Source organism: Streptomyces sp. GL_140 (assembly GCF_057834465.1).
Genome location: NZ_CM174404.1, coordinates 5,395,952 through 5,420,047, shown reverse-complemented (window position 1 = coordinate 5,420,047; position 24,096 = coordinate 5,395,952). Strand labels below are relative to the sequence as shown.

At 71.4% G+C, this 24,096-nt stretch carries 23 protein-coding genes; 11 read left to right on the top strand and 12 right to left on the bottom strand.

Going from position 1 to position 24,096, the window contains the following annotated elements; genetic code table 11:
- Window positions 1–46 precede the first annotated feature (46 nt).
- Complete coding sequence (locus AC3IYJ_RS25275; protein WP_489397038.1) at window positions 47–2,233, bottom strand: DEAD/DEAH box helicase; 2,187 nt, start codon at window positions 2,231–2,233, stop codon at window positions 47–49.
- Between the two features lie 108 nt (window positions 2,234–2,341).
- Between AC3IYJ_RS25275 and AC3IYJ_RS25270 the strand changes: the two genes are divergently transcribed.
- Both AC3IYJ_RS25270 and AC3IYJ_RS25265 read left to right on the top strand, forming a co-directional pair.
- The gene (locus AC3IYJ_RS25270) at window positions 2,342–2,611 is read left to right on the top strand and encodes a type II toxin-antitoxin system Phd/YefM family antitoxin (RefSeq protein WP_489397037.1); all 270 of its coding nucleotides are present in this window, start codon (window positions 2,342–2,344) and stop codon (window positions 2,609–2,611) included.
- A 7-nt stretch (window positions 2,612–2,618) separates the two neighbouring features.
- The gene (locus AC3IYJ_RS25265; protein ID WP_489397036.1) at window positions 2,619–2,882 is read left to right on the top strand and encodes a type II toxin-antitoxin system RelE family toxin; all 264 of its coding nucleotides are present in this window, start codon (window positions 2,619–2,621) and stop codon (window positions 2,880–2,882) included.
- Between the two features lie 83 nt (window positions 2,883–2,965).
- On the opposite strand, the gene ychF is transcribed toward AC3IYJ_RS25265, so the two are convergent.
- Complete coding sequence (gene ychF, locus AC3IYJ_RS25260; RefSeq protein ID WP_489397035.1) at window positions 2,966–4,054, bottom strand: redox-regulated ATPase YchF; 1,089 nt, start codon at window positions 4,052–4,054, stop codon at window positions 2,966–2,968.
- A 134-nt stretch (window positions 4,055–4,188) separates the two neighbouring features.
- Here ychF and AC3IYJ_RS25255 point away from each other — a divergent pair, with 134 nt between their 5' ends.
- The gene (locus tag AC3IYJ_RS25255; RefSeq protein ID WP_489397034.1) at window positions 4,189–4,689 is read left to right on the top strand and encodes a DUF6542 domain-containing protein; all 501 of its coding nucleotides are present in this window, start codon (window positions 4,189–4,191) and stop codon (window positions 4,687–4,689) included.
- 8 nt (window positions 4,690–4,697) lie between these two features.
- On the opposite strand, the gene ppgK is transcribed toward AC3IYJ_RS25255, so the two are convergent.
- Together ppgK and AC3IYJ_RS25245 are read right to left on the bottom strand one after the other, a co-directional pair.
- Complete coding sequence (gene ppgK, locus AC3IYJ_RS25250; RefSeq protein ID WP_489397033.1) at window positions 4,698–5,447, bottom strand: polyphosphate--glucose phosphotransferase; 750 nt, start codon at window positions 5,445–5,447, stop codon at window positions 4,698–4,700.
- 81 nt (window positions 5,448–5,528) lie between these two features.
- Window positions 5,529–6,533, bottom strand: coding sequence for a 4-hydroxy-3-methylbut-2-enyl diphosphate reductase (locus AC3IYJ_RS25245; protein ID WP_489397032.1), 1,005 nt, complete (start codon window positions 6,531–6,533; stop codon window positions 5,529–5,531).
- 86 nt (window positions 6,534–6,619) lie between these two features.
- Here AC3IYJ_RS25245 and AC3IYJ_RS25240 point away from each other — a divergent pair, with 86 nt between their 5' ends.
- From AC3IYJ_RS25240 to AC3IYJ_RS25225, 4 genes are all read left to right on the top strand, one after another.
- Window positions 6,620–8,050 carry an APC family permease gene (locus tag AC3IYJ_RS25240; protein ID WP_489397031.1) on the top strand — a complete coding sequence of 477 codons (1,431 nt, stop codon included), beginning with the start codon at window positions 6,620–6,622 and terminating at the stop codon, window positions 8,048–8,050.
- A gap of 9 nt (window positions 8,051–8,059) precedes the next feature.
- Entirely contained in the window at window positions 8,060–9,283 is a 1,224-nt protein-coding gene (gene xseA / locus AC3IYJ_RS25235) for an exodeoxyribonuclease VII large subunit (RefSeq protein ID WP_489397030.1), read from the top strand.
- A 75-nt stretch (window positions 9,284–9,358) separates the two neighbouring features.
- Entirely contained in the window at window positions 9,359–9,607 is a 249-nt protein-coding gene (locus AC3IYJ_RS25230) for an exodeoxyribonuclease VII small subunit (protein WP_489397029.1), read from the top strand.
- 142 nt (window positions 9,608–9,749) lie between these two features.
- Window positions 9,750–10,340 carry a malonic semialdehyde reductase gene (locus AC3IYJ_RS25225; RefSeq protein ID WP_489397028.1) on the top strand — a complete coding sequence of 197 codons (591 nt, stop codon included), beginning with the start codon at window positions 9,750–9,752 and terminating at the stop codon, window positions 10,338–10,340.
- A 78-nt stretch (window positions 10,341–10,418) separates the two neighbouring features.
- On the opposite strand, the gene AC3IYJ_RS25220 is transcribed toward AC3IYJ_RS25225, so the two are convergent.
- Complete coding sequence (locus AC3IYJ_RS25220) at window positions 10,419–10,955, bottom strand: DUF4245 domain-containing protein (protein ID WP_489402918.1); 537 nt, start codon at window positions 10,953–10,955, stop codon at window positions 10,419–10,421.
- A gap of 211 nt (window positions 10,956–11,166) precedes the next feature.
- On the opposite strand from AC3IYJ_RS25220, the gene glpX reads away from it, so the two are divergent.
- Window positions 11,167–12,198: a class II fructose-bisphosphatase gene (glpX, locus tag AC3IYJ_RS25215; RefSeq protein WP_214953512.1), complete on the top strand. Its 1,032-nt coding sequence runs from the start codon at window positions 11,167–11,169 to the stop codon at window positions 12,196–12,198.
- A 124-nt stretch (window positions 12,199–12,322) separates the two neighbouring features.
- On the opposite strand, the gene AC3IYJ_RS25210 is transcribed toward glpX, so the two are convergent.
- The 3 genes from AC3IYJ_RS25210 to AC3IYJ_RS25200 all read right to left on the bottom strand — a co-directional run bounded on the left by AC3IYJ_RS25210 (window position 12,323) and on the right by AC3IYJ_RS25200 (window position 14,235).
- On the bottom strand, window positions 12,323–12,697 hold the full coding sequence (locus AC3IYJ_RS25210) for a WhiB family transcriptional regulator (protein ID WP_489397027.1): 375 nt from the start codon (window positions 12,695–12,697) through the stop codon (window positions 12,323–12,325).
- A gap of 129 nt (window positions 12,698–12,826) precedes the next feature.
- On the bottom strand, window positions 12,827–13,426 hold the full coding sequence (locus AC3IYJ_RS25205; RefSeq protein WP_489397026.1) for a TIGR03086 family metal-binding protein: 600 nt from the start codon (window positions 13,424–13,426) through the stop codon (window positions 12,827–12,829).
- Between the two features lie 122 nt (window positions 13,427–13,548).
- A complete protein-coding gene (locus AC3IYJ_RS25200) occupies window positions 13,549–14,235 on the bottom strand; it encodes a DUF1707 SHOCT-like domain-containing protein (RefSeq protein WP_489397025.1) in 687 nt (228 codons plus the stop codon).
- Between the two features lie 150 nt (window positions 14,236–14,385).
- Between AC3IYJ_RS25200 and AC3IYJ_RS25195 the strand changes: the two genes are divergently transcribed.
- From AC3IYJ_RS25195 to AC3IYJ_RS25185, 3 genes are all read left to right on the top strand, one after another.
- On the top strand, window positions 14,386–16,050 hold the full coding sequence (locus AC3IYJ_RS25195; protein WP_489397024.1) for a fumarate hydratase: 1,665 nt from the start codon (window positions 14,386–14,388) through the stop codon (window positions 16,048–16,050).
- Window positions 16,051–16,346: 296 nt separating this feature from the next.
- On the top strand, window positions 16,347–17,117 hold the full coding sequence (locus tag AC3IYJ_RS25190; protein ID WP_489397023.1) for a glycerophosphodiester phosphodiesterase: 771 nt from the start codon (window positions 16,347–16,349) through the stop codon (window positions 17,115–17,117).
- Window positions 17,118–17,306: 189 nt separating this feature from the next.
- Window positions 17,307–18,203 carry an AfsR/SARP family transcriptional regulator gene (locus AC3IYJ_RS25185; protein WP_489397022.1) on the top strand — a complete coding sequence of 299 codons (897 nt, stop codon included), beginning with the start codon at window positions 17,307–17,309 and terminating at the stop codon, window positions 18,201–18,203.
- Here AC3IYJ_RS25185 and AC3IYJ_RS25180 read toward each other — a convergent pair.
- The 4 genes from AC3IYJ_RS25180 to AC3IYJ_RS25165 form a co-directional block, all read right to left on the bottom strand.
- Window positions 18,135–18,740 (bottom strand): flavin reductase family protein, encoded by a 606-nt coding sequence (locus AC3IYJ_RS25180; RefSeq protein ID WP_489397021.1) that lies wholly within the window; start codon window positions 18,738–18,740, stop codon window positions 18,135–18,137. The genes AC3IYJ_RS25185 and AC3IYJ_RS25180 overlap by 69 nt on opposite strands.
- Before the next feature lie 15 nt (window positions 18,741–18,755).
- On the bottom strand, window positions 18,756–20,861 hold the full coding sequence (locus tag AC3IYJ_RS25175) for a tetratricopeptide repeat protein (RefSeq protein WP_489397020.1): 2,106 nt from the start codon (window positions 20,859–20,861) through the stop codon (window positions 18,756–18,758).
- 45 nt (window positions 20,862–20,906) lie between these two features.
- Window positions 20,907–22,121 carry a hypothetical protein gene (locus tag AC3IYJ_RS25170; protein ID WP_489397019.1) on the bottom strand — a complete coding sequence of 405 codons (1,215 nt, stop codon included), beginning with the start codon at window positions 22,119–22,121 and terminating at the stop codon, window positions 20,907–20,909.
- Between the two features lie 409 nt (window positions 22,122–22,530).
- Window positions 22,531–24,060, bottom strand: coding sequence for a ricin-type beta-trefoil lectin domain protein (locus AC3IYJ_RS25165; RefSeq protein ID WP_489397018.1), 1,530 nt, complete (start codon window positions 24,058–24,060; stop codon window positions 22,531–22,533).
- Window positions 24,061–24,096 lie beyond the last annotated feature (36 nt).

Here is a 24,096-nt window from a genome sequence, read left to right as displayed (position 1 = left end):
GCACCATCCCAGCACGGGAATTGACCAGGGGCCGGACGACGGTCGCTTACGGGTGTCCTGCGGCCTCTTTGCGGACCGCTCCAAGCCGCGCCTGCTCCTCCTCGACGATCTGGCGAGCCATCGACGTGTCCGACACATCGACCGCGTCCGGCGTTGACTCGGCGACCGCGCTACGACGTGCGTACGCGTCGAACAGGCGGGTCTTGTTCTTCAGCATCTCCACCATCCGCTCGTCCACCCCGCGGGTGGTGAGCAGTCGGTGCACCCGGACCGAACGCACCTGCCCCATGCGGTGGGCCCGTGCCACCGCCTGGTTTTCGATGGTCGGTTTGATCTGAGGCTCGCAGATGATCACGACTGACGCGGCCTGCATGTTGAGCCCAACCCCCGCCGCCTCGATCTGCGCCACCAGCACCGCATGACCTGGCGCGGCTGCAAATTCGTCCACCAGCTGCTGACGGCGCGCGGGCGGCACACTTCCCGAGATCGGACCGAACACCTGACCGCCACCATTGCTCCGCGCGCCATCCAGCGTGTCCTTCACCACGCGAAGGACATCCTTGAAGTTGGAGAACACCACCACCTTCAACCCGTTCTCGGCGGCGTCCTCGACGATCTCGCACAGCCGGTTCAGCTTGGCCGACTTCTCGGGGCGCGCGTACGCCGCCCTGCGCATCGCCATGAAGTTCCCGGCACGCACGGCCTCGCGGTAGGCGTCTTCGTCCGAGGCGCTCAGCTCCTCCCACTCGTCCGTCTGCTGGAGCGCGGGCAGTTCGGTCAGAACATCCTGCTGGTTGCGGCGCAGATAGACCGGGGCGACAGCCTTCCGGAAGGCCTTGGAACCGGCCACTCCGTCACGGTCGCCGACAGCCCCTGCCAGGTGCGGCTGGAGAATCTGCACAAGATTGCGGAACTCGGCGACTCGGTTCTCCATGGGCGTGCCAGTCATGAAGAGAACGCGTTCGCAGTGCTGGGACCATTCGGTCACGGCCTGGGAGCGACGCGTCTTCGGATTCTTCACGTAGTGCGCCTCGTCCACGACTAGCATCCCCAGCTCGCCGCCCCCGGGGACCGGAAACCCACGCAAGGCGTCGAAGGTCGTCACCCCTACGCCACCCCGGCCCTTCCAGTCCGCGAACGCTTCCTGCCTGTCGGGGCCGTGAAGAGGCATCGCACGCAACTTGCTGCGGGCCTCGATCTCGCGTGTCCAGTTGATCAGGACGCTGGCCGGGCAGACGACCATGAAGTGGCTCTGCCCCTCGGCAGCGAGATGTGCCAGAGCGGCAATGGCCTGGATGGTCTTGCCGAGCCCCATCTCGTCGCCAAGGATCACCTTGCGTTGCGCCAGGGCGAAGCGAGCGCCGAAGGCTTGATAGCCGCGCAGCGACACCCGCCGGTGAGTGTCATCGAGCATCTGGTCGCGGACCCGCTCGGCAACTTCGTCGGGCAGGAACCCCTCGGCAGCGGCAGTGTCGGGTATGCGGCCGGAGATCTCCGCGAGCAGGCTGTAGTACTCGGCGGAACGCAGTTCGAAGTCGACCCAGGCCGCAACCTCGGTCGAGGTACCGCGCAGCAGATCCACCGAGGCCTGTGCGAGCAGCTCCGGCACACCGCCCAGCGCTGCTTCCTCTGTCAGCCTGCGGACCTCTGCAACGGCCTCCAGCGCCCGAGCCCGCTTGACCTGCCCCACCAGGAGCATCCGCAGCCGTCCGGCGGCCGGCTTGGCCTCGGCCAGCAGCGGACCGAGCCGCTCCGACAGAGCCGCGGCCATGTCAACGGCTCGCCGCGCATCGGGGCCCGCTTCGACCAGCACATGCAGGGCCATGACGAGCGAAGTGGTTCGCGGCTCGGGCCGATCCACGTCGATGTGGACGGCGATGCTCTCCCGAACGGCATCAGATATCTGACGTGCCGCCGCGATGATCTGATCGGCGGTCCGCTGCCCCATGCCGGGAATCTGTCGCAACCGGTAGGAACCGGCATCGAGCACCTGCCGAACCGACCGTAGCCCGCTCCTCTCAACTTCCCCGATCCGCCCCAGCCGACCCTCAGTGACCTCCTTCAACCGGGCCACTGGAATGGCATCCAGTGCCTGTTCCGCCGCCGTATCGCAGATCGGCTTCAGCGCCGCCCGAACCGCCCCGACAGCCCGCACGTGGTCGCCGGCCACCGCCCGCGCCGCCTCGTACAGCCGCCCTCCCGCGGCAACCGCCTCCCGCTCACTGCGCCCCATCCCGCCCCGGCCCCTTTCGCCATGTCCCCGCATACTGCCACCGCCACCCCGGCGCCGACCGGATCCTGCAGATTGTGTACACATGGCACACTCGGTACCCTTGGGCGCATGACGCAGCCGCTGCCCATAGAGTCCATCCGCGACGTACGCGCCCACTTGGCCGAAGTCGTCGAACGGGCCGACCGCGACGACGTGCCCACTGTCATCACCCGTCGCGGCAAGCAGGTCGCCGCCGTCGTCTCCATCGAGGTACTGCGCAAGTACCAGGAATGGGAAGAGCGCGAGATCAATCGGATCATCGACGAGCGCATGGCCAACCCGGCGCCCGGCATCCCGATCGAGGACACCATGAGGGAGACGCTGGCACGCAGTGAATGAGCACAGCGTGAGTGAGTACCGAACCGTCTTCCGCCCCGAGGCTCAAGCCGAGCTTCGGAAGATCCCTCGCGACATGGCGCTGCGCATCCTGGCCAAGCTGACCGAGCTGGAGACCGATCCCCTCGGCTTCAACACCACCGCACTCGTGTCCCAGCCCGAACGACGCCGCCTGCGCGTCGGCGACTACCGCGTCGTCTACACGCTCGACGACGGGGAGCTGGTGGTGTGGGTCGTACACGTCGGACACCACTCCACGGTCTACGACACGTAGCTGCGCAGGTCTTGCGGACTGCTGCGGACAGCACAACGGCCTGACCTGCTTTCTTGCAGGTCAGGCCGTTTGTTCACGTCCGATCAGACGTTGAAGCGGAACTCCACCACGTCGCCGTCCTGCATGACGTAGTCCTTGCCCTCCATGCGGGCCTTGCCCTTGGCGCGGGCTTCGGTGACCGAGCCGCATTCGACCAGGTCCGCGAAGGAGATGACCTCGGCCTTGATGAAGCCGCGCTGGAAGTCGGTGTGGATCACGCCGGCGGCCTCGGGGGCGGTGGCGCCCTTCCTGATGGTCCAGGCGCGGGTTTCCTTCGGGCCGGCCGTCAGGTAGGTCTGCAGGCCCAGGGTGGCGAAGCCGACGCGGCCGAGGGTGGCCATGCCGGGCTCTTCCTGGCCGACCGACTGGAGGAGCTCGAGGGCCTCGTCGTCCTCGAGCTCGATGAGCTCCGCCTCCAGCTTGGCGTTCAGGAAGATCGCCTCGGCCGGGGCGACGAGCGCGCTCTGCTCCGCCTTGAAGGCGTCGTCCGTCAGCTCGTCCTCGTCCACGTTGAAGACGTAGAGGAACGGCTTGACCGTGAGGAGGTGGAGCTCGTGGAGGAGGTCACCCTGCTCCGTGCCCTTGGTGATGCCGACGGAGAAGAGCGTCGTGCCCTCTTCCAGGATCTTCTGGGCCTTCTCGACGGCCGCGAGGACCGCGACCTTCTCCTTCTGGAGGCGGGACTCCTTCGTCAGGCGCGGGATCGCCTTCTCGATGGACTGGAGGTCCGCGAGGATGAGCTCGGTGTTGATCGTCTCGATGTCGTCCTTCGGCGAGACCTTGCCGTCGACGTGGACGACGTTCTCGTCCGCGAAGGCACGGATGACCTGGCAGATCGCGTCCGACTCGCGGATGTTCGCGAGGAACTTGTTGCCGAGGCCCTCGCCCTCGGACGCACCGCGCACGATGCCCGCGATGTCGACGAAGTCGACCGTCGCCGGGAGGATCTTCTGCGAACCGAAGATGCCGGCCAGGACCTGGAGGCGCGCGTCCGGGACGCCTACGACGCCGACGTTCGGCTCGATCGTGGCGAACGGGTAGTTGGCCGCCAGCACGTCGTTCTTGGTCAGGGCGTTGAACAGGGTCGACTTGCCGACATTCGGCAGGCCGACGATTCCGATCGTGAGCGACACGTTGGCGACTTCCCGTAGCTGGAGGGGGCGGCGGCCCGGGAGTGGGCCAAGGAGCAGTTTACTTTCCGATGAGGGGGCACGGATGTACGCGTGTCCGGACACACGATCGGCGGCCCCCCGCCTAGTTTTGAGGGGTGGAGCGATACAAGGCGCGTACGGTACGTCACCCTGCAGAACGGGCCGCCGCGGCCCCCTCGTCCCCTCCGTCCCCCGCCTCCCCCGGCCGGGAAGCGGTACGGAGGCTGCCGCGGCCGCGGCTGACCGGGCTCGGCGGCGGGCTGTTCGCCTGCGCCGCGATGTTCGTGTGCGGCGGCATCGACTGGCTGCTGTTCGACGCCTCGCTCCTCGCCTACGGGCTGCTCTTCCTGCCGGTGGCGGCCGCGACCGCCCTGTGGGTGCGCCCCGCCGACCTGATCACCGCCCCGATCACCGCCCCGATCGCCTTCGCCGTCGGGGTGTGGCCCGTGTCCGGCGGCTCCGGCGGCTTCGCCGGGGAGATCATGGGGCTGGTGTCCGCGCTGTCCCTGCACGCCGGCTGGCTGTACGCGGGGACGCTCATCGCCGCCCTGATCGTGGTGGTGCGCAAGGCCGTGCTGATCGGGCGGCGGCGGAGCGTGCCCCGCCGCGTCGTCTGAGAGTCCTTCTAGGCGGTCGACCCCGGGTGCGCCGCCATCGCCGCGCCCACGATGCCCGCGTTGTTCTGCAGTTCCGCCGGGACGATCCGCGCGCGGACGCCCTCGATCAGCGGCAGGAACTTCTCCGGCTTGCGGCTCACTCCCCCGCCGATGATGAACAGGTCCGGGGAGAACAGCATCTCCACGTGGGCCAGGTACTTCCCCACCCGGCGGGCCCAGTGCTCCCACGTGAGGTCCCCGTCGTCCTTCGCCTTCACCGAGGCCCGGGTCTCCGCGTCGTGGCCCTTCAGCTCCAGGTGCCCCAGCTCGGTGTTGGCCACCAGCCGCCCGTCGGTGAACAGCGCGCTGCCGATCCCGGTGCCCAGCGTGAGCAGGATGACGGTGCCGCCGACCCCGCGCCCCGCCCCGTAGGTCATCTCCGCGATCCCCGCCGCGTCCGCGTCGTTGAGGACCGTGACCGGCCGGCCGTCCAGGCGGCCGGACAGCAGGGCCGCCGTGTCCGTGCCGATCCAGGCCTTGTCCATGTTGGCCGCCGAACGGGTGACCCCGACCGTGACGACCCCGGGGAAGGTGACCCCGACCGGGCCGTCCCAGTCGAAGTGGCGCACCACCTCGACGACACAGCCGGCCACCCCGTCGGGGGTGGCCGGCTGCGGTGTCAGTACCTTGTGGCGCTCCTGCGCCAGATCGCCGCGGTCCAGGTCCACGGGAGCGCCCTTGATCCCGGAACCGCCGATGTCCACACCGAAGATCTGCATGGACACACCGTACGAAATGACCCGCCGGAGCGCTCTGCTTCGGACGGAAGCGGATCGGACCGGACCGGAGCGCGGTCCGGCCTACTTCTCGGAGACCAGCTCCGCCGCCTCCGCGCGCAGGTCCCGGCGCAGCTCCTTGGGCAGCGAGAAGACGATCGACTCCTCGGCCGTCTTGACGATCTCCACGTCCGCGTACCCGCGCGCGGCGAGCCACTCCAGCACCTCTTCGACCAGTACCTCCGGCACCGAGGCGCCCGAGGTCAGGCCCACCGTGGTGACGCCTTCCAGCCAGGCCTCGTCGATCTCGCTCGCGAAGTCCACGAGGTACGAGGCCTTCGCGCCGGCGTCGAGGGCGACCTCGACCAGCCGGATCGAGTTCGAGGAGTTCTTGGAGCCGACGACGATGACCAGGTCGCAGTCCTTGCCCATCACCTTGACCGCCTCCTGGCGGTTCGAGGTGGCGTAGCAGATGTCGTCGCTGGGCGGCGAGACGAGCAGCGGGAACTTGGTCTTCAGTGCGCCGACCGTCTCCATCGTCTCGTCGACCGACAGCGTGGTCTGCGACAGCCAGACGACCTTCGACTCGTCGCGGACGGTGACCTTCTCCACGTCGTGCGGGCCGTCCACGATGGTGATGTGGTCGGGGGCCTCTCCGGAGGTGCCGATGACCTCCTCGTGGCCCTCGTGGCCGATGAGGAGGATGTCGAAGTCCTCGTTCGCGTACCGGATCGCTTCCTTGTGCACCTTGGTGACCAGCGGGCAGGTCGCGTCGATCGTCGCGAGCTTGCCGCGCGCCGCCTCCTCGTGCACGACGGGGGCCACCCCGTGCGCCGAGAACATCACGATGGAGCCCTCGGGCACCTCCTCCGTCCGCTCGACGAAGATGGCGCCCTTCCTCTCCAGGGTCTGGACCACGTACTTGTTGTGCACGATCTCGTGGCGTACGTAGACCGGCGCACCGTACTGCTCGAGGGCTTTCTCGACGGCGATCACGGCTCGGTCCACGCCCGCGCAGTAGCCGCGGGGGGCGGCGAGCAGGACGCGTCGGGATGCGGGAGCAGGGGCGGGAGCAGTCATGCGCTCCATCGTACGGGGGTCTTCAGGAGGCCGGACGTCCCCCGTTCGACGCAGACTGGGTCGAACGTCCGTACCGGCTATCCCCCGGAGGAACGATGGCGTCCGCGACGGATTCCAGCACGACGCCCGGTGCTCCCGGCCCCTCCGGCGGCGGGGCGCCCGGCACCGCGCTGACGCGGAACCTGGGCTTCCGGGACCTGGTCGTCTACGGACTGCTCTTCATCGCCCCCATGGCCCCGGTCGGCGTCTTCGGGACCCTCGACGCCAAGTCGCACGGCGCCGTGGCGCTGGTCTACCTCGCCGCGACGGTCGCGATGGCCTTCACCGCCTTCTCGTACGCCCAGATGGTGCGGGTGGCCCCCCAGGCCGGCTCCGTCTTCACGTACGCCCGCAAGGGGCTCGGCGAGGGCCCCGGCCTGATCGCCGGCTGGATGGCGATGCTCGACTACCTGCTGATCCCGGCGGTCGCGTACCTCTTCTCCGGCATCGCCATGCACGCCCTGGTCCCGGAGGTCTCCCGGTGGGTGTGGACGGCCCTGGCGGTGGCCGTGACCACCCTGCTCAACCTGTGGGGCGTACGGGCGGCAGCGCGCGTGGGCTTCGCCGTGCTGGCCATGGAGATCCTGGTCCTCCTGGTGTTCCTGGTCTCGGCGGTGACGGTCCTGGTCCGGGACGGGGCGCAGCGCGGCTGGCTCTCCCCGCTCACCGGCGACGGCTCACTGGGCTTCTCGACGGCCGCGGTGCTCGGCGCGGTCTCCGTGGCGGTCCTGTCGTACCTGGGCTTCGACGCCATCGCCTCCTTCGCGGAGGAGGTGACGGGGGGCAGCGCGAAGGTGGCGCGGGCGGTGCTGTTCTGCCTGGCGCTGACCGGGGTGCTGTTCATCGCCCAGACCTATCTGGCGGCCCTGCTGACGCCGGTCTCCTCGGCGGAGCTGGCGGCCGACCCGGGGCTTCAGGGTCCGGCCTTCTACAACACGGTCGAGGCCTCGGTGGGCGGCTGGCTGCACGACCTGGTCGCCGTCAGCAAGGCGATCGGGGCGGCCTTCGCGGCGCTGGCCGGGCAGGCGGCGGCGGGCCGGCTGCTCTTCGCGATGGCCCGCGAGCGGCGGCTGCCGCGCCTCCTCGCGCACACCTCCCACGGCACCCCGCGCAGGGCCCTGCTGGTGGCGGCCACGGTGACGCTGGTCGCGGCGGTGTGGGCGGCCCGGCGCGACGACGGCCTGGACCACCTGGTCTCGGTGGTCGACGTGGGCGCGCTGGTGGCGTTCACGCTGCTGCACGCCTCGGTGGTCGGCTGGTTCGTCGTCAAGCGGCGCGAGGGCGCCCCGAACTGGTTCAAGCACCTGGTGATGCCGGTGCTCGGCGCCGCCGTGACCGTCGCGGTGATCGTCGAGGCCTCGTGGACGGCGCAGCTGGTGGGGGCGGTGTGGCTGCTGGTGGGCCTGGGGGTGCTGGTGGCCCAGCGCGGACGACGCGCGGGCGCCGAAGGGTCCGGGCCCGACGCCGGTGTCGGCGCGGGCGGTTAGCCTGCGTGCATGGGTCTGAATACGTCGGCTGACGCGCCGCTGCCGGTCGGTCAGGTGTCCCGGCTCATCGGGGGCTGGATCGACAAGCTCGGCCAGGTGTGGGTGGAAGGGCAGATCACGCAGCTCTCGCGGAGGCCGGGAGCGGGGGTGGTCTTCCTGACGCTGCGCGATCCCTCGCACGACATCTCCCTCAGCGTGACCTGCTTCCGCCAGGTCTTCGACGAGGTCGCGGACTCCGTGACGGAGGGCGCGCGCGTCGTCGTACTCGCCAAGCCCGAGTGGTACGCCCCGCGCGGGCAGCTGTCCCTGCGGGCGACGGAGATACGGCCCGTCGGCATCGGCGAGCTGCTCGCCCGGCTGGAGCGGCTCAAGCGCTCGCTGGCCTCGGAGGGGCTCTTCGCGCTGGACCGCAAGAAGCCGCTGCCGTTCCTGCCCCAGCTGATCGGGCTGGTGGTGGGGCGGGCCTCGGCGGCCGAGCGCGACGTACTGGAGAACGCGCGGCGCAGGTGGCCGGCGGTCCGCTTCGAGGTCCGCAACGTGGCCGTCCAGGGGGTGCACGCGGTGCCCCAGGTGATCGAGGCGGTCAGGGAGCTGGACGCCATGCCCGAGGTGGACGTGATCATCGTGGCGCGCGGCGGCGGCAGCGTGGAGGACCTGCTGCCGTTCTCCGACGAGGAGGTCGTACGGACCGTCGCGGCGGCCCGTACTCCCGTGGTCTCGGCGATCGGGCACGAGCCGGACTCCCCGCTGCTGGACCTGGTCGCGGACCTGCGGGCGTCCACGCCCACGGACGCGGCGAAGAAGGTGGTCCCGGACGTGGGCGAGGAGCTGGAGCGGGTGCGCCAGCTGCAGGGCCGGGGGCTGCGCGCCGTGCGCGGGCTGCTCGACCGGGAGGAGCGGGGGCTCGCGCACGCGCTCGCCCGGCCGGTCTTCGTCCACCCCCAGCGGATGGTGGAGACCCGGGAGGCCGAGCTGGACGCGCTGCTGGCGCGTGCGAGGCGGACCCTGGGGCACTTGCTGGACCGGGCGGATTCGGAGCTGGCGCACACGCTGGCCCGGGTGGTGGCACTGTCCCCGGCGGCCACGCTGGAGCGCGGGTACGCGGTGCTCCAGCGGGCGGACGGGCACGTGGTGCGCTCGCCCGAGGACGTGGCGGCGGGCGACGTGCTGCGGGCGCGGGTGGCGGAGGGCGAGTTCGCGGTGCGGGTCTCCGAGGAGACCCGCGGCGCCTAGACGGCCCAGGCCGTCTCCGGCGGGCACGCCTCCGCCGAGAAATCGTTGCATTACACATATGAACTGGGAGCGGGAATGACCGGAACCGAAACGGCGCTGGGATACGAGCAGGCCCGGGACGAACTGATCGAGGTCGTCCGCAAGCTGGAGGCCGGCGGGACCTCACTGGAGGACTCCCTCGCGCTCTGGGAGCGCGGCGAGGAGCTCGCGAAGGTGTGCCGCCACTGGCTGGAGGGCGCGCGGGCCCGACTGGACTCGGCGCTGGCAGCCCGGGACGCGGCGGGGGCCGACGGGGAGGCCGGGGAGCGGGACGGCGGGGAGTGACCCGGGGACTACCGGGCGGCGACCCGGGGGTGCCCCGGGGGTGACCTCTCTCACCCCCACCCGGATTTAGTTGAACTTTCATCTACCTGGGGCGTACTGTCGGGACATCGCTTCGCAGTTCCGTACAGAAGAAGGCTTTCCGATGTCTCTCGTTCTCGACGCCGCCGCTCAGGACCTCCTCTTCCGTGAGGCGCGCACCGCCAACACGTTCTCCGACGAGCCGGTGACCGACGAGCAGATCCAGGCGATCTACGACCTGGTGAAGTTCGGCCCGACCGCCTTCAACCAGACCCCGCTGCGCATCACGCTGGTCCGCTCCCCCGAGGCCCGCGAGCGCCTGGTGCAGCACCTGGCCGAGGGCAACCAGGCCAAGACCCTGGCCGCCCCGCTGGTCGCGATCCTGTCCGCGGACAACGAGTTCCACGAGGAGCTCCCGCAGCTGCTCCCGCACTTCCCGCAGGCCAAGGACATGTTCTTCTCCGAGCGTCCGGTCCGCGAGCAGTCCGCGCTGGTCAACGCCTCCCTGCAGGCCGCCTACTTCATCCTGGGCATCCGCGCCGCCGGCCTGGCCGCCGGCCCGATGACCGGTCTGGACTTCGCCGGTGTGGCGAAGGAGTTCCTGGACGGCGACCACACCCCGCTGATGGTCGTCAACATCGGCAAGCCGGGCGAGGACGCCTGGTTCGCGCGCTCCCCGCGCCTGGACTTCGACCAGGTCGTCACGACCGTCTGAGCCGAGCCACCGACGACGAAGGCCGCGCACCCCGGAGATGTCCGGGGTGCGCGGCCTTCTCGCGCATCGGCGCCCGCGCTACTGCTGCTGCGGCTGCTCGGGGCCCTGCTTGAACTCCAGGGCGGCGGCCATCACTCCGAGGTCCTCGAAGGAGGCCGTCCCCGTCACCACGGTGACGTAGCCCTGTTCCCGCCGCACGAGGGCGTCGTACTTCTCCCCGTCCCAGCGCTCCCAGGCCTGGTCGCCGACCTGCTGCGTCTGCCCGGTGGCCGCCGCCTTCTGCGTGACCTTGCTGAGGTAGCCCGCCGTGGTGTCCGCCGACTGCTCCACCGCCACGTACTGCTTCCGCGGGTCCAGGAAGCCCAGGTGCCAGGATTTGGCTTCCTTCCCGTCGTACGTCACCGAGGTCGCCCGCCACTCCTTCGGCAGCCCGACGGGGGCGGCCACCGGGTACGGGGCCGCGCGCCGGGCCGTGAGCGTCTCGACGCGGTAGTCGACCACCCGCGTCGGATCGGCTTTCTCGTCATGTGGGATGAAGATGTAGATCCCGCCCACGACGAGACCGATCGCCACCAACGAGAGGACCATGTCCCGAATCGTCTGCTTGCCTTTCATACCTGCCACCGGACCATGGTCCCGCATCGCCCGCGGCGATCACCGCCGGGGTCCGTGTCGCGTCCCGCGCGGGGCGCAAGATGTCCGCTCAGGACAACCGGCTGACCGATATACCGCTCATACGTGACCCGGTCTGCTCAATATGTCGACGTACCGATAGAGTCCAGGGACCCTCACTCCCGGCCGTCGCCGTACAGAAAGGTGCGCTCCGATGACCGAGCACAACCTGCCGCCTCAGCTCGAAGTCTCTCCGGAGGCACCCGACCGCAACCTCGCACTGGAGCTCGTCCGGGTCACCGAGGCCGCCGCCATGGCCGCGGGCCGCTGGGTCGGGCGCGGCGACAAGCTCGGCGCCGACGGCGCCGCGGTCAACGCCATGCGCACCCTGATCTCCACCGTTTCGATGAACGGCGTCGTCGTCATCGGCGAGGGCGAGAAGGACGAAGCGCCGATGCTCTTCAACGGCGAGCGGGTCGGCGACGGCACCGGTGCCGAGGTCGACATCGCCGTGGACCCGATCGACGGCACCACCCTGAACGCCAAGGGCATGCCGAACGCGATCGCCGTCCTGGCCGCCGCCGACCGCGGCACCATGTTCGACCCGTCCGCGGTGTTCTACATGGAGAAGCTGGTCACCGGTCCCGAGGCCGCCGACTTCGTCGACATCAACGCCCCGGTCTCCGTCAACATCCGCCGCGTCGCCAAGGCCAAGAACATGGCCGTGGAGGACGTCACCGTGGTCATCCTCGACCGCCCCCGTCACGAGGGCATCGTCAAGGAGATCCGCGAGACCGGCGCCCGCATCAAGTTCATCTCCGACGGCGACGTCGCCGGCTCGGTCATGGCGGTCCGCGAGGGCACCGGCGTCGACCTGCTCCTGGGCATCGGCGGCACCCCCGAGGGCATCATCTCGGCCTGCGCCATCAAGTGCCTCGGCGGCACCATCCAGGGCAAGCTGTGGCCCAAGGACGACGCCGAGCGCCAGAAGGCCATCGACGCGGGCCACGACCTGGACCGGGTCCTGCACACCAACGACCTGGTCTCCGGCGACAACGTCTTCTTCGTCGCGACCGGCATCACGGACGGCGAGCTGCTGCGCGGCGTCCACTACCGCTCCGAGACCGCCACGACCTCCTCGCTGGTCATGCGCTCGAAGTCGGGCACGATCCGCCAGATCGACTCCACCCACCGGCTCTCGAAGCTCCGCGCGTACAGCGCGATCGACTTCGACCGCGCCCAGTAGGACCGGGGCTGCAAGCGGCGCCGTACAGCACGGCGCGGCACGGCACGGCACAGCACGGCAGAAAGGGGCGTTCCCGCGTGCGGCGGGAGCGCCCCTTCCGTGTGTCCGCAGCCCGCCCGTCCGCCTACGAGGCTTCGCGCAGCTCCCCCGTCCGGCGCCGCCGCCGCGCCAGCACCACCCGGCGCTCGGCGGCGGTGAGCCCGCCCCAGACGCCGTAGGGCTCCGGCTGGAGCAGCGCGTGCTCGCGGCAGGCGATCATGACGGGGCAGCGGGCACAGACCCGCTTGGCGGCGTCCTCGCGGGACAGCCGGGCCGCGGTCGGCTCCTTGGAGGGGGCGAAGAACAGCCCGGCCTCGTCGCGCCGGCACACCGCGTCCGCGTGCCATGGCCCGTCCTCTTCCTTGGCCGGCACCCGCGGCTTCGGCACGGCCGCCGTCGGCCGCCCCTGAAGAGTCTGGACGGCGGCTACCTGCAGGGACTGGCGCGGCGGATGCGGCACGGTCTACTCCTGACGACGTATACGCGAGCGAGAGACGATGCACCTGTCCCTACCCGCTGTGCGCGCCCCTATGCACCGAGTGCCTCCGATCCGGACGGTTCGACCGAAACGTGACGGCGTCCCGCGCGGTCAGGCGACGGGCGGCGTCCAGTCGGGCCGGCGGCCCAGGAAGGCGAGCAGCGAACCGGCCGGATCGGCGTCCGGGTCGGGGGCGGGCGTGAGCGCCGGGCCGTAGGCGAAGCCGCGCAGGGGCTCGACGAGCACCTCCGCGGCCGGACGCAGGGCCGCGGCGAGCGCGGGGGTCAGCGGGGAGGCCTGGCCGGTGGCGACGGCGATGTCCCAGGCGTGGACGGCCGCGTCGAGGGCGGCGGCGCCGACCGCGGTCTCGGCGGGCACGGTGAACGGCGGCAGCGGGACGGCGACCTCGGCCGCGCCCGGCTCGACCCCGGCGAAGGCCTCGGCGGCGGCTTCGAGGGCCGGCTCCAGCAGCTCCGCGGGGGTACCGGCCAGGATGCCGGAGGGTGCGAAGGGGTCCTCGGACGGTCCCGGGCCGCCGGTGAGCCGGGCCGCGTAGGCGAGCTGGTCGCCGGCCGCGTGCTGGAGCACTTGGCCGACATTCCACTGGTCGCACGGGGTCGGTCCGGACAGGCCGTCGGCAGTTGTGCCGTCGACGACGGAGCGCAGTGCAGCGTACGCCTGGTCGAGCAGGTCCCACTTGGATGCGGTCATGGGCCGACCCTAACCGGCGACCTCCGGCCAAACGGCTGGATTTCAGAGGCAGTTGCCCGCGTGTCGGCTCCTCCCGGGCGCCGGACCGGACGCCCGACCGAAAGAGACGGCCCAGACCTCGGTCAGCCCTCGGTCCGCTTGCCGAGCCCCCGGGCCAGGTCCACCAGGCGGGCGCCGAACTTGTGCCGCGCCTCGATGTTGCCCAGCAGGGCGAAGCCGCGGACGATCACGACCGGGGCGTGCGGGTCCGCGCCGCCGGCCTGGCCCTCGCCGTGCACCTCGACGTTGCCGAGCACCCCGCTGCCGTAGCCGCGCAGGGTGACGTTCTCCGGGACCAGGATCTCGACGTTGCCGAGGACGCAGGTCACATTGATCTCGGTGACCTGCTGCTGGAAGACCGCCTCGGTGAGGTCGATGGTGATGTCGCCGAGGACGGAGACCGCGCGGGTGTTCGCGCCCGGCCGCCAGCGGCCCTTGCGGGAGGAGCTGCTGAACACCGCGACGAGGGTCTCATCGGGCAGACCGCCCGTCGGCTGCTGCGCCCCGTACCCCGCGCCCGCGGCGGCGTACGCGGGCTGCTGACCGGCGGCGGCGCCGGGCGCGGGCAGGTCCCGTACGAGTACGTCGAGCTCGCCGACCGTCTTGAAGGCGTACAGCGAGTCGAGGCGGTCGGAGTGCTCCTCGGAAGTCAGCCTGCCCTCGGCGAGGGCGTCGGCGAGGATCTGCGCGATCCGGTCCCGGTCGGCGTCGGAGGCGCGCATCCCGGCAGGGGAGGGCGCGGGGGCGGAGGGGTGCTTTTCCAGGTCCACGCCGCCCAGCATAGCGAGACACGATAGATCGCGATACTGGGCAGTGAGCCTTACCTCACAGACAAACGTCCCGGCGGAGGTCCTACGCTGGATACCGCGCTGCCAATTTGGTCGCCAGCGCCGTCTGCCGAGTGAGGAATGACTGCCGTCATGCCAGAGTTTGCGTACACCGACCTGCTGCCCCTGGGCGAGGACAACACCCCCTACCGGCTGATCACCGCGGAGGGCGTCTCGACCTTCGAGGCCGACGGCCGTACGTTCCTCAAGGTCGAGCCGGAGGCGCTGCGCAAGCTCGCCGAAGAGGCGATCCACGACATCCAGCACTTCCTGCGCCCCGCGCACCTCGCGCAGCTGCGCCGCATCATCGACGACCCCGAGGCGAGCGCGAACGACAAGTTCGTGGCCCTGGACCTGCTCAAGAACGCGAACATCGCGGCGGCCGGCGTCCTGCCGATGTGCCAGGACACGGGCACGGCGATCGTGATGGGCAAGCGCGGCCAGAACGTCCTGACCGAGGGCGGCGACGAGGCGGCGCTCTCGCGCGGCATCTACGACGCGTACACCCGCCTGAACCTGCGCTACTCGCAGATGGCCCCCCTCACCATGTGGGAGGAGAAGAACACCGGCTCGAACCTGCCCGCGCAGATCGAGCTGTACGCGACCGACGGCGGCGCGTACAAGTTCCTCTTCATGGCCAAGGGCGGCGGCTCCGCCAACAAGTCCTTCCTCTACCAGGAGACCAAGGCGGTCCTCAACGAGGCCTCCATGATGAAGTTCCTGGAGGAGAAGATCCGCTCGCTGGGCACCGCGGCCTGCCCGCCGTACCACCTGGCGATCGTGGTCGGCGGCACCTCGGCCGAGCACGCGCTCAAGACCGCGAAGTACGCCTCCGCGCACTACCTGGACGAGCTGCCGACCGAGGGCTCCGCGCTGGGCCACGGCTTCCGCGACGAGGCCCTGGAGCAGCAGGTCTTCGAGCTGACCCAGAGGATCGGCATCGGCGCGCAGTTCGGCGGCAAGTACTTCTGCCACGACGTCCGCGTGGTCCGTCTCCCCCGCCACGGCGCGTCCCTCCCGGTCGCCATCGCGGTCTCCTGCTCGGCAGACCGCCAGGCCACCGCGAAGATCACCGCGGAGGGCGTCTTCCTGGAGCAGCTGGAGCGCGACCCGGCCCGCTTCCTGCCGGAAACGACGGACGAGCACCTGAACGACTCGGCGGACGTGGTCTCCATCGACCTGAACCAGCCGATGGACGAGATCCTCGCCACCCTCACCAAGCACCCGGTCAAGACCCGCCTGTCCCTGACCGGCCCGCTGGTCGTGGCGCGCGACATCGCGCACGCCAAGATCAAGGAACTCCTCGACTCCGGCGCGGAGATGCCGCAGTACCTCAAGGACCACCCGGTCTACTACGCGGGCCCCGCGAAGACCCCCGAGGGCTACGCCTCCGGCTCCTTCGGCCCGACCACGGCCGGCCGCATGGACTCCTACGTGGAGCAGTTCCAGGCGGCGGGCGGCTCCAAGGTCATGCTGGCCAAGGGCAACCGCTCCCAGCAGGTGACGGACGCGTGCGCCTCGCACGGCGGCTTCTACCTCGGCTCCATCGGCGGCCCGGCCGCGCGCCTGGCCCAGGACTGCATCAAGAAGGTCGAGGTCCTGGAGTACGAGGAGCTCGGCATGGAGGCGGTCTGGAAGATCGAGGTCGAGGACTTCCCGGCCTTCATCGTGGTCGACGACAAGGGCAACGACTTCTTCCAGAACCCGGCCCCCGAACCGACCTTCACCCACATCCCGGTCCGCGGCCCGGGTCTGTAACCCGACACCCCGGACCCCGAGGGCCCCTCCGCCGATCGGCGGAGGGGCCCTCGCGCATCTCCGCCGATCGGCAGATGGATCGCGGACGAGCTCCCGACAAGGCCCTGGGGCGTGGCCAACCTCGACGTACACCCCGACCTCACGGCCACCCAGGCCCCGGTGGGCACCTGCATGGCCCCGGCCCCCTTGACCACCGGGCCCCGCTGAGTCCCGCCCGGAAGGGGGACCGCATCCGGTTAACGTCGGGGACACGCCCACGCGCCTGCGCGTTCACCCCGGTTTGCAAGGATTTCCGCATGACAGCGACACCCTCCCTCCGTACGGCCCGCGGGACGCGGGTCATCGCTCACCGCGGGGCCTCCCACGCGTACCCCGAGCACACTGTCGAGGCCTACCGGCAGGCCATCGCCGACGGGGCCGACGCCCTCGAATGCGACGTGCGGCTGACCGCCGACCACAGGCTGGTGTGCGTGCACGACCGTCGGGTCGAGCGGACCTCCGACGGCCGCGGGGTCGTGTCCGGGATGACCTACGAGGAGCTGCGCGCCCTCGACTTCGGCGCCTGGAAGGGGGCCCCGCACGCCGGGGCCCGGGTGCTGCTCTTCGAGGACCTGCTCCGGGAGGCGCTGGCCGCGCCGTATCCCGTCGGGCTCGCCGTCGAGACCAAGCACCCGACCCGCGCGGGCGGCCGGCTGGAGACCGAGCTCGTACGGGTGCTGCGCGAGCACGGGTTGGCCGACGGCTCCACCGGCCGCGTCGAGGTGATGAGCTTCTCGCGGGCCGCGCTGACCCGGATGCACCGCCTCGCCCCGGGCCTGCCCGCCGTGTACCTGATGGAACGCAGGCTCCGCCCGGTCCGTCCCCCGTACGCCACCCACGCGGGTCCGGGCATCGACCTCGTGCGCCGCGACCCGGGGCTGGTGGGCCGGCTGAAGGCCAGGGGGCTGTCGGTGCGGGTGTGGACGGTGGACGAGCCGGCCGACGTGGAACTGTGCCTGCGCCTGGGCGTGGACACGATCATCACCAACCGGCCCCGGGCGGTGCGGGAACAGCTCGGATCCCGGTAACTCCCGCTGCCCACACCGGCATTGGCTGGTTCGTGCTAGTGACAGCCGGTCGGTGAACCTCGAACCTATGCCGTGGCGTGCAGAGCGGTGGGATCCGTCCGCGAGCGCGCCTGGCCGACGACTGGACAGGCGCTCACCGGCGCCGTGGCACGGGCGAGGTGGCTGGGCATGAGCGGCACACGGCACAGGATGAGACGCACGGCGGCCGACAGACCCACGGAGAGCGGCCCAAGCGGCGGGAGCGCCTCGGGCCGCGGACCGCGCTACCTCCTCCTCGGGCCGCTGGAGGTCCGCCGGGCCGGGGTGCCGTGCACGCCGAGCCCGCTCAAGCACCGGGCCCTGCTCGCGGTCCTGCTGCTGCACTCCAACCGGCTGGCCTCGGCGGACATGCTGATCGACGAGCTGTGGGACGGGCACCCGCCGAGATCCGCCGCGGCGACCCTGCAGATGTACGTGTCCGGGCTGCGCCGGACCCTGGACCCGGCGCACGGCCGCGCGGGCGGGGACCCGCGCCGCCACCCGGTGCTCCGCACGGCCGGCTCCGGCTACGTGATGTCCGTGGCACCGGGCGAGCTGGACCTCGACCTCTGCCGGGCCCTGGCCGCGCGCGGCCGGCGGCTACTGGCCGCCGGGGACTGCGGGGCGGCCAGCGAGTCCTTCTCGGGGGCGCTCTCGATGTGGCGGGGCCGGCCGCTGGCCGACCTGGGCCCGGCGCGACTGCCCGCGTACTACGCGGTCCGCCTGGAGGAGGAGCGGCTCGCGCTGCTCCACGACCGGATCGGCGCCGACATCTGCGCGGGCCGTGCCCAGGAGGTCGTCGCCGACCTGGCCGAGCTGTGCGCCCGGCACCCGCTGCGCGAAGCCTTCCACGAGCAGCTGATGCTGGCCCTGGCCGGCACCGGCCGGCGGGCCGAGGCGCTGGACGCCTTCGCCCGCGCGCGGAGCGTCGTCGTCGCCGGGACCGGCATGGAGCCGGGGCCCGGACTGCAGGCCGTACAGCGGGCCCTGCTGCACGGGTTACACCCGTCGGCCCCCGTTCACGGCCGATGTCGCCGCCCCCGGCTCCTGCAGCCCGTCGGGCACTGAACCTCCCGGACCCAGGCGCCAGCCGAGGCGGCGCCGGTAGTAGACCAGCGGCTCGGCCTCCGCCACCGTGCAGCCCACCACCTCGGCCACCAGCACCACGTGGTCCCCGTGCGGAAGGACCGCGGCCACCCGGCACTTGAGGTAGACCGGGACGCCCGCGATCCGGGGCGTCCCCTCGTCCCAGTCCCACACCACGTCGTCGAACTTGTCCCGGGAGCTCCCCGCGAACACCTTCGCGAGGGCCTCGTCCGCGGAGCCCAGCAGATGCGCCCCGAAGGGCGTGCCCACCCGTGCCCCCATGGCCCGGTAGGTGCGCGAACCGCGTGCGAGCGCCACCATCACCGACGGCGGGGCCACGCTGTAGGAGCTGAGGGAGGACACCAGCAGTCCGCACGGGCTGCCGTCGGCGCGGCGCGCGCAGACCACCGCCACCCCGGACACCAGGCGGGCCATCGCCTCGGTGAACGCGGCCGCCGGGTCGCCCGGCCGGGTGTCCGGCCGCGACCGCGGTCCCTCCTCCCTCCGACGCAGGCTCATCCGGTCCGCTCCGCCTCAGACGGCGCTGCGCTCGGCGGCGCGCCGGCAGACGTCGCGTTGCCGGACCGCGTCGGGGTCGCCCGTGGCCGCGTAGACGGCCTCGTAGTCCGTCGCCGCCTCGGCGAACCGGCCGGCCGCCTCGTGGACCACGGCCCGGTTGAAGCGGAAGTCGGGCCGGTCGGCCAACTCCACCGCCCGGTCGAAGTCGGCGGCCGCGGCCGGCAGATCGCCTTCCAGATAGGCCAGTTCGCCCCTGACGGCCCAGGCCTCGGCCAGCCCCGGATCGCCGGCCAGCGCGGCCGCCAGGGCCTCGGCGGCCTCCTTGGTCCGGCCCTCCTCCGCCAGCAGCCGGCCCCGCAGGCACAGCAGGTGGGCGTGGCCGGGGGCCTGGGACAGCCCGGCGTCCACGTCCGCGAGGGCCGCCTCCGCGTCACCCGCGTCGGCGAACAGGCCGGCCCGGCCGAGCAGCGCCTCCTGGTGGCCCGGTTCCAGCTCCAGGGTGCGGTCGAAGTCGGCCAGTGCGCCTTCGGTGTCGCCCAGTTCCAGCCGGGCGTCGCCCCTGTTGTAGTAAGCCTCCGGGAAGGGCGCTTCGAGGGACAGGGCCCGCTCGTAGTCGGCGATGGCCTCCTCGATGCGGCCGAGCTTGCGCAGGATGTTGCCCCGGTTGAAGTAGTGGTCCGCGAAGTCGTCGTCCGCGTCCATGATCTCCGCGTAGTCCTCCAGGGCCGCCTCCAGTCGCCCGCTCATGCTGTTGACCTGGGCCCGGTTGTAGCGCAGGCCGACCCGGTGCCAGGTCTTCTCCCCCAGGCCCAGCTCCCGGCCGAGCCGCTCGATCCCCTCGTCGAGCAGCCGCAGCGCCTCGTCGGGGCGGCCGTCGCGGACCTCCACGAGGGCGAGCCCGTTGCGGTTGAAGACCGAGTAGAAGGACCGCTCCTTGGGGTCGGGCAGCAGGTCCGCCAGCGCGATGGCCGTGTTGACCCAGGCCCGCGCCCGGCGCGGATCGCGCCGCTCCTCCGGGTAGTGGCGTGCGTAGAGCATGCCGATCTCGTAGGCGAGCTTCATGTGGTGCGCGGGGTTCAAGGTGGCCGTCCGCGCCTCTTCCTGGAGCACGGCCGACTCGTCGGGGCGGCCCGCCGCCGCCAGGCAGACTCCGGACTCGCGGATGAACACCCACCACAGCTCGGGGCGTTCGGCCGGGTCCACGAACCGCCTTCCCTCATCGCCCAGTTCGGCCGCGATGTGGTAGAAGCCCAGGTACTTGCAGCGCAGCAGGGCCGCGCGCAGGGCCTCGACCCCGGCTCCGGCCGCGTCGGAGCCGCGCATCAGGTGGTAGGGCAGGGCACCCAGCCGGAGCGAGGGTTCGCGCTCGGCCCGCTCGGCGAGTTCAGCGGCCCGGCGGTCGTGGAGCGCGGCGCGCTCGGCCGCGCCGAGGCGCCCGTAGGCCTCGGTCAGCGCCGGTTCCTCGGCCACGCAGTCCCCGTCCACGTACTCCCGGGCCGCCTCCGGACCGGGGGTGCGCGCAGGTCCTACGGAGACTGCGCCCCGCGTCCTCGTCGTGTGCGCGGCCAGCGCGTCCGGGAGCGAGAGCGAGGGGAAGCCGGGCGGGTCCAGCAGCCGGGCCGTCCCCGAGCACAGCACGAGGGTGAGCAGCTCGGGCGGGATCCGGCGCAGGGCGGCCGCCAGGAACTCCTGGTCGGTGACGTCCGCGTGCTGGATGTTCTCCACCACCAGGGTGCGCGGGCCGCACGCCGCGTCGGCGAGGGCTCCGAGCAGGAAGTCCACGATGCCGTGGGCCACGCGCAGGGAGTGCAGGCGGGCCGGGTAGCGGCTGACCTCGCCGGCCGTCGACTGCTCCTCGATGTGATGGGTGATCGGCGGTACCAGCGGGGCCAGTTCGGGCGTGCTCTCCTGGAGCTCGATGTAGTGCCGGGCCGCCAGGGCGGGCCGCCGCTCCAGCGCCTCGGGGGCCAGCAGCCGCAGCAGCGTACCGGCGGCGGTGTACGGGCCGCGCAGGCGCCGGTGAGCGTCCACGGACGCGAGCAGCGGGGGCAGGTCGAGACCGGCCGTCAGCGCTTCGCGCTCGTGACGGTGCGGCGCGGAGATCCAGTGGTGCCCGCTCATCGATGACTCCTTGCATGAGGGCCCGGGGGTTTCGGGACGGGGCGGTCAGGCGATGACGTGGTGGAGCCGGGCCCGCCGGCTGCGGATGCGCTCCCTGGCGGCGAGCCAGAGGGCGATGGCGATCTGGGCGAAGGTCAAGGCGAGGAAGACCGCCGCGTCGAGGAGCTGGACCCAGGTCGAGCCGTGGCCCGCGCCGAACCGGTCGAGCGAGGCGGAGATCATGTTCAGGAAGACGGGGCCGATGCCCCAGAGGAAGGTGCTCAGGCTGAGGACGTAGCCGGCCGGGAGCAGCCAGGAGTACCAGCGGGCGACCCGCCGGTCCACGGGGTGCCACAGGGACTCGTCGGTGAGCCGGTCGGTGCGGCCCAGCAGCCGGTTGACCCGGTTGGCCAGCATGCGCAGCGAGGTGGTGTGCAGGTCCACGCAGCCGAGCACGGTGGTGATCAGGACGTAGACGTCGGTCCGCAGGTAGAGGAAGAACTGCCACAGCACCCGGATGAAGGTCGTGAAGGCCACGGCCAGGCACAGGCGGGCGGTCAGCCCGTGCGTGAAGCCGGCCGCGATGACCGCGAGGCTGATCAGTACGGTGTCGGCGACCATCCCGGCGAGGATCGGCAGGTAGCGCTTGCGGCGCTCCACCCCGGCCAGGCCGTCCAGCGAGGTCTCGACGACGAGGAAGTAGAACCGGTACGACATCCTCGTACGCGAGCGGATGCCCAGGCGGCGGCCGGCCAGCGCGTGGAAGATCTCGTGGAGCGCGATCAGCGGGACGGCGACCACGAGCAGGACGAGGGTGATCACCGCGTAGTAGTGGCTGAAGACCAGGTCCTGCGGGGACGGCAGGAGCTCGGGCCTGCGCACCACGCTGACCACCGCCCAGGCCACGGCCAGCCCGTAGCAGACCCAGGCCGCCGGGGAGAAGACCGCCCGGCCGAGCCGCTGCCAGCGCACGGGTTCCGGGGCCGCCGCCTCCTCGCCCTCGGCGCGTACGAAGCCGAGCTCGTGCAGGGCCTCGACGACGTCCCCGACGTCGGCGCGCTCCCCGTACGTGTCCTCGTACCAGTCGGCGGCCTGCGCGGGGGTGGCGCCCTCCTGGAGCCGGCGTACGAGTTCGGCTCCGTCGGGCGGGAAGATCGCGTAGGACTCGGTGTCGCGGCGTCCGATGGTGACCTCGTCGCCGTCCTCCAGGTAGACCAGCGGATGGAGTGCCAGCGGTACGTCGTGGGAGCTGTCGGGGCTGAGGTGGGCCGGCTCCGCCATGGCGGGCGCTCCGTCTCTCGTCGGCCGGGCCGGGGCCGGGGAGGGCGCCCCCGAGAGTGACCGGGGACGCCCGTGCGCGAACTCGCCCGGGTGTGGTTAGGCGGGGCTCGGGTAGTGCGAGCAGGCGGAAGAGGTCAGGCGGACCGGACCGGCCTTGCGGATCTGGATCTTCTTCATGTGGATGCACCTCCTTCGGGAGGATGGGTGGGGACTGGACGTCGTCCATGCTGCCGAGGCCCGCCAGAAGTTCCCCAAACCGCCGCCAAAGTCCGGAGCGCGCACCCTCGCCCGAACATGGGAACGCCCGACCGGGGTGCGCCGGCCGGGCGTGGGGGGTGCGGGTGTGGCGGGGGTGTCACGAGGAACGGGGGTGTCACATCGAGCGGGGGTCTCGCGTCGAGCAGGGGGATTACACGAAGCGCTGGTTCGCCGAGCCGTTGCAGGTCTGCAGGCGCAGCGGCTCGTGAGCCGCGGCCACCGTCACGCACATGCCCGGGGCGGCGGCGGGCCGGATGGTGGCTCCGTCACGGACGAACTGCTGGTTGGGACCGCCGTGGCAGTTCCAGATGATCATCGCGGTGCCGTTGCCGTAGTTGCCGGCGGGGGCGTCGAGGCAGCGGTCCTGGGTCAGCTGGATGTGGATCGACTTCTTCGCGGAGTCGTACCACCAGCCCTGGTTGCGGCCGCCGTGACAGTCCCAGCCGATGATTTTGGTGTTGTTGGCGCTGGAGCCGCCGTTGGCGTCGAGGCAGTTGCCGGTCGCCTCGTTCTTCAGCGGCTTGTACAGGTCGTCCCAGGCCCCTGCCTGCAGCACGGGGGTGCCGGTGCTCGCCGGGTCGGCGCAGGAGGCCTCGCGCAGGCCGGAGGTGTAGAGCTGGGTCAGGCACGACGCGAAGGCGCCGTGGCCGCGGTAGTTCGGGTGGAAGGACTGGCGGGCGGTGTTCTCGTCCCACGGGAAGTGGTCCCCGAGGTCCAGGTAGAGGCCGCGGGCCCAGGTGTCCTCCATGCAGACCTCGTGGCCGTTGAAGAGCCGCGAGTTGTCGAGGAAGGTCGCGCCCGCGGCGAGGGCGGCCGCGCGCATGCCCTTCTCGAAGGTGGGCACGGCGTAGTTGCGGCCCCAGGCGGCGTCGGAGTCGTAGCCGGCGCAGCCTCCGGGGAGCTTGCCGGGGAAGTCGGGGTTGTCGTAGAAGTCGGGGCCGATCGGGCTGGGGTAGCCCATCACGACCAGCTTGTAGTCGGAGTCGGCGTAGCCCGCGTCGCGCATGACCGTCTTGAGGTCCGCGATCGTCGACTCCACCTTGGGCTTGAGGCCGTCGACGCGCGCCTGCCAGCCCGGACCGTACTTCGGCTCGCAGGTGCCCTGGCTGAGCACCCAGCGTGTGACACAGTCGGTCATGACCGGACCGAACTGCAGGTCGTCGTTGGCGCCGGCGACCAGCAGCACCATCTTGATCCTGGTGTTGCGGGCCTTGATGGCGAGGCTGTCGCTCTGGACCAGCTCGTCGGCGTACTGCTTGCTCCCGCCGATCTTGATGTTGCCGGTGTACCCGCCGGAGCAGGCCACGTTGAAGGTGAAGTCGGCCGGGATGCCGGTGCGGTGGATCGCCGAGTCGGGCGAGCGGTGGCATTGGTTGGACGAGGTGTTGGTCGCGGGGTCGTAGTTGCCGACGCCCTCGCCCGAGATCTCGCTGTCGCCGAGCGAGATCAGGCCGGTCTTGCGGTCCGCGAGCGGGCGGATCGCGGAGTCGCCGTAGATGCTCGTCGACTCGGCCGCCCGGATGGCCTCCAGTTCGGGCGAGAGGGGGGTGGCCGAGGGCCCGGCGGCGGTCGCCGCGTGGGCCATGGGGGTGATGGCGGTGACTCCCCCGAGGACGGCCGCGATCGCCGCGCCGGCGGCGACGGTAGATCTGAGCCTGGATTGTGTACGGGCACGTGCCATGAACGCCTCCCCGATATCAGTGTTACCCCCGGTATT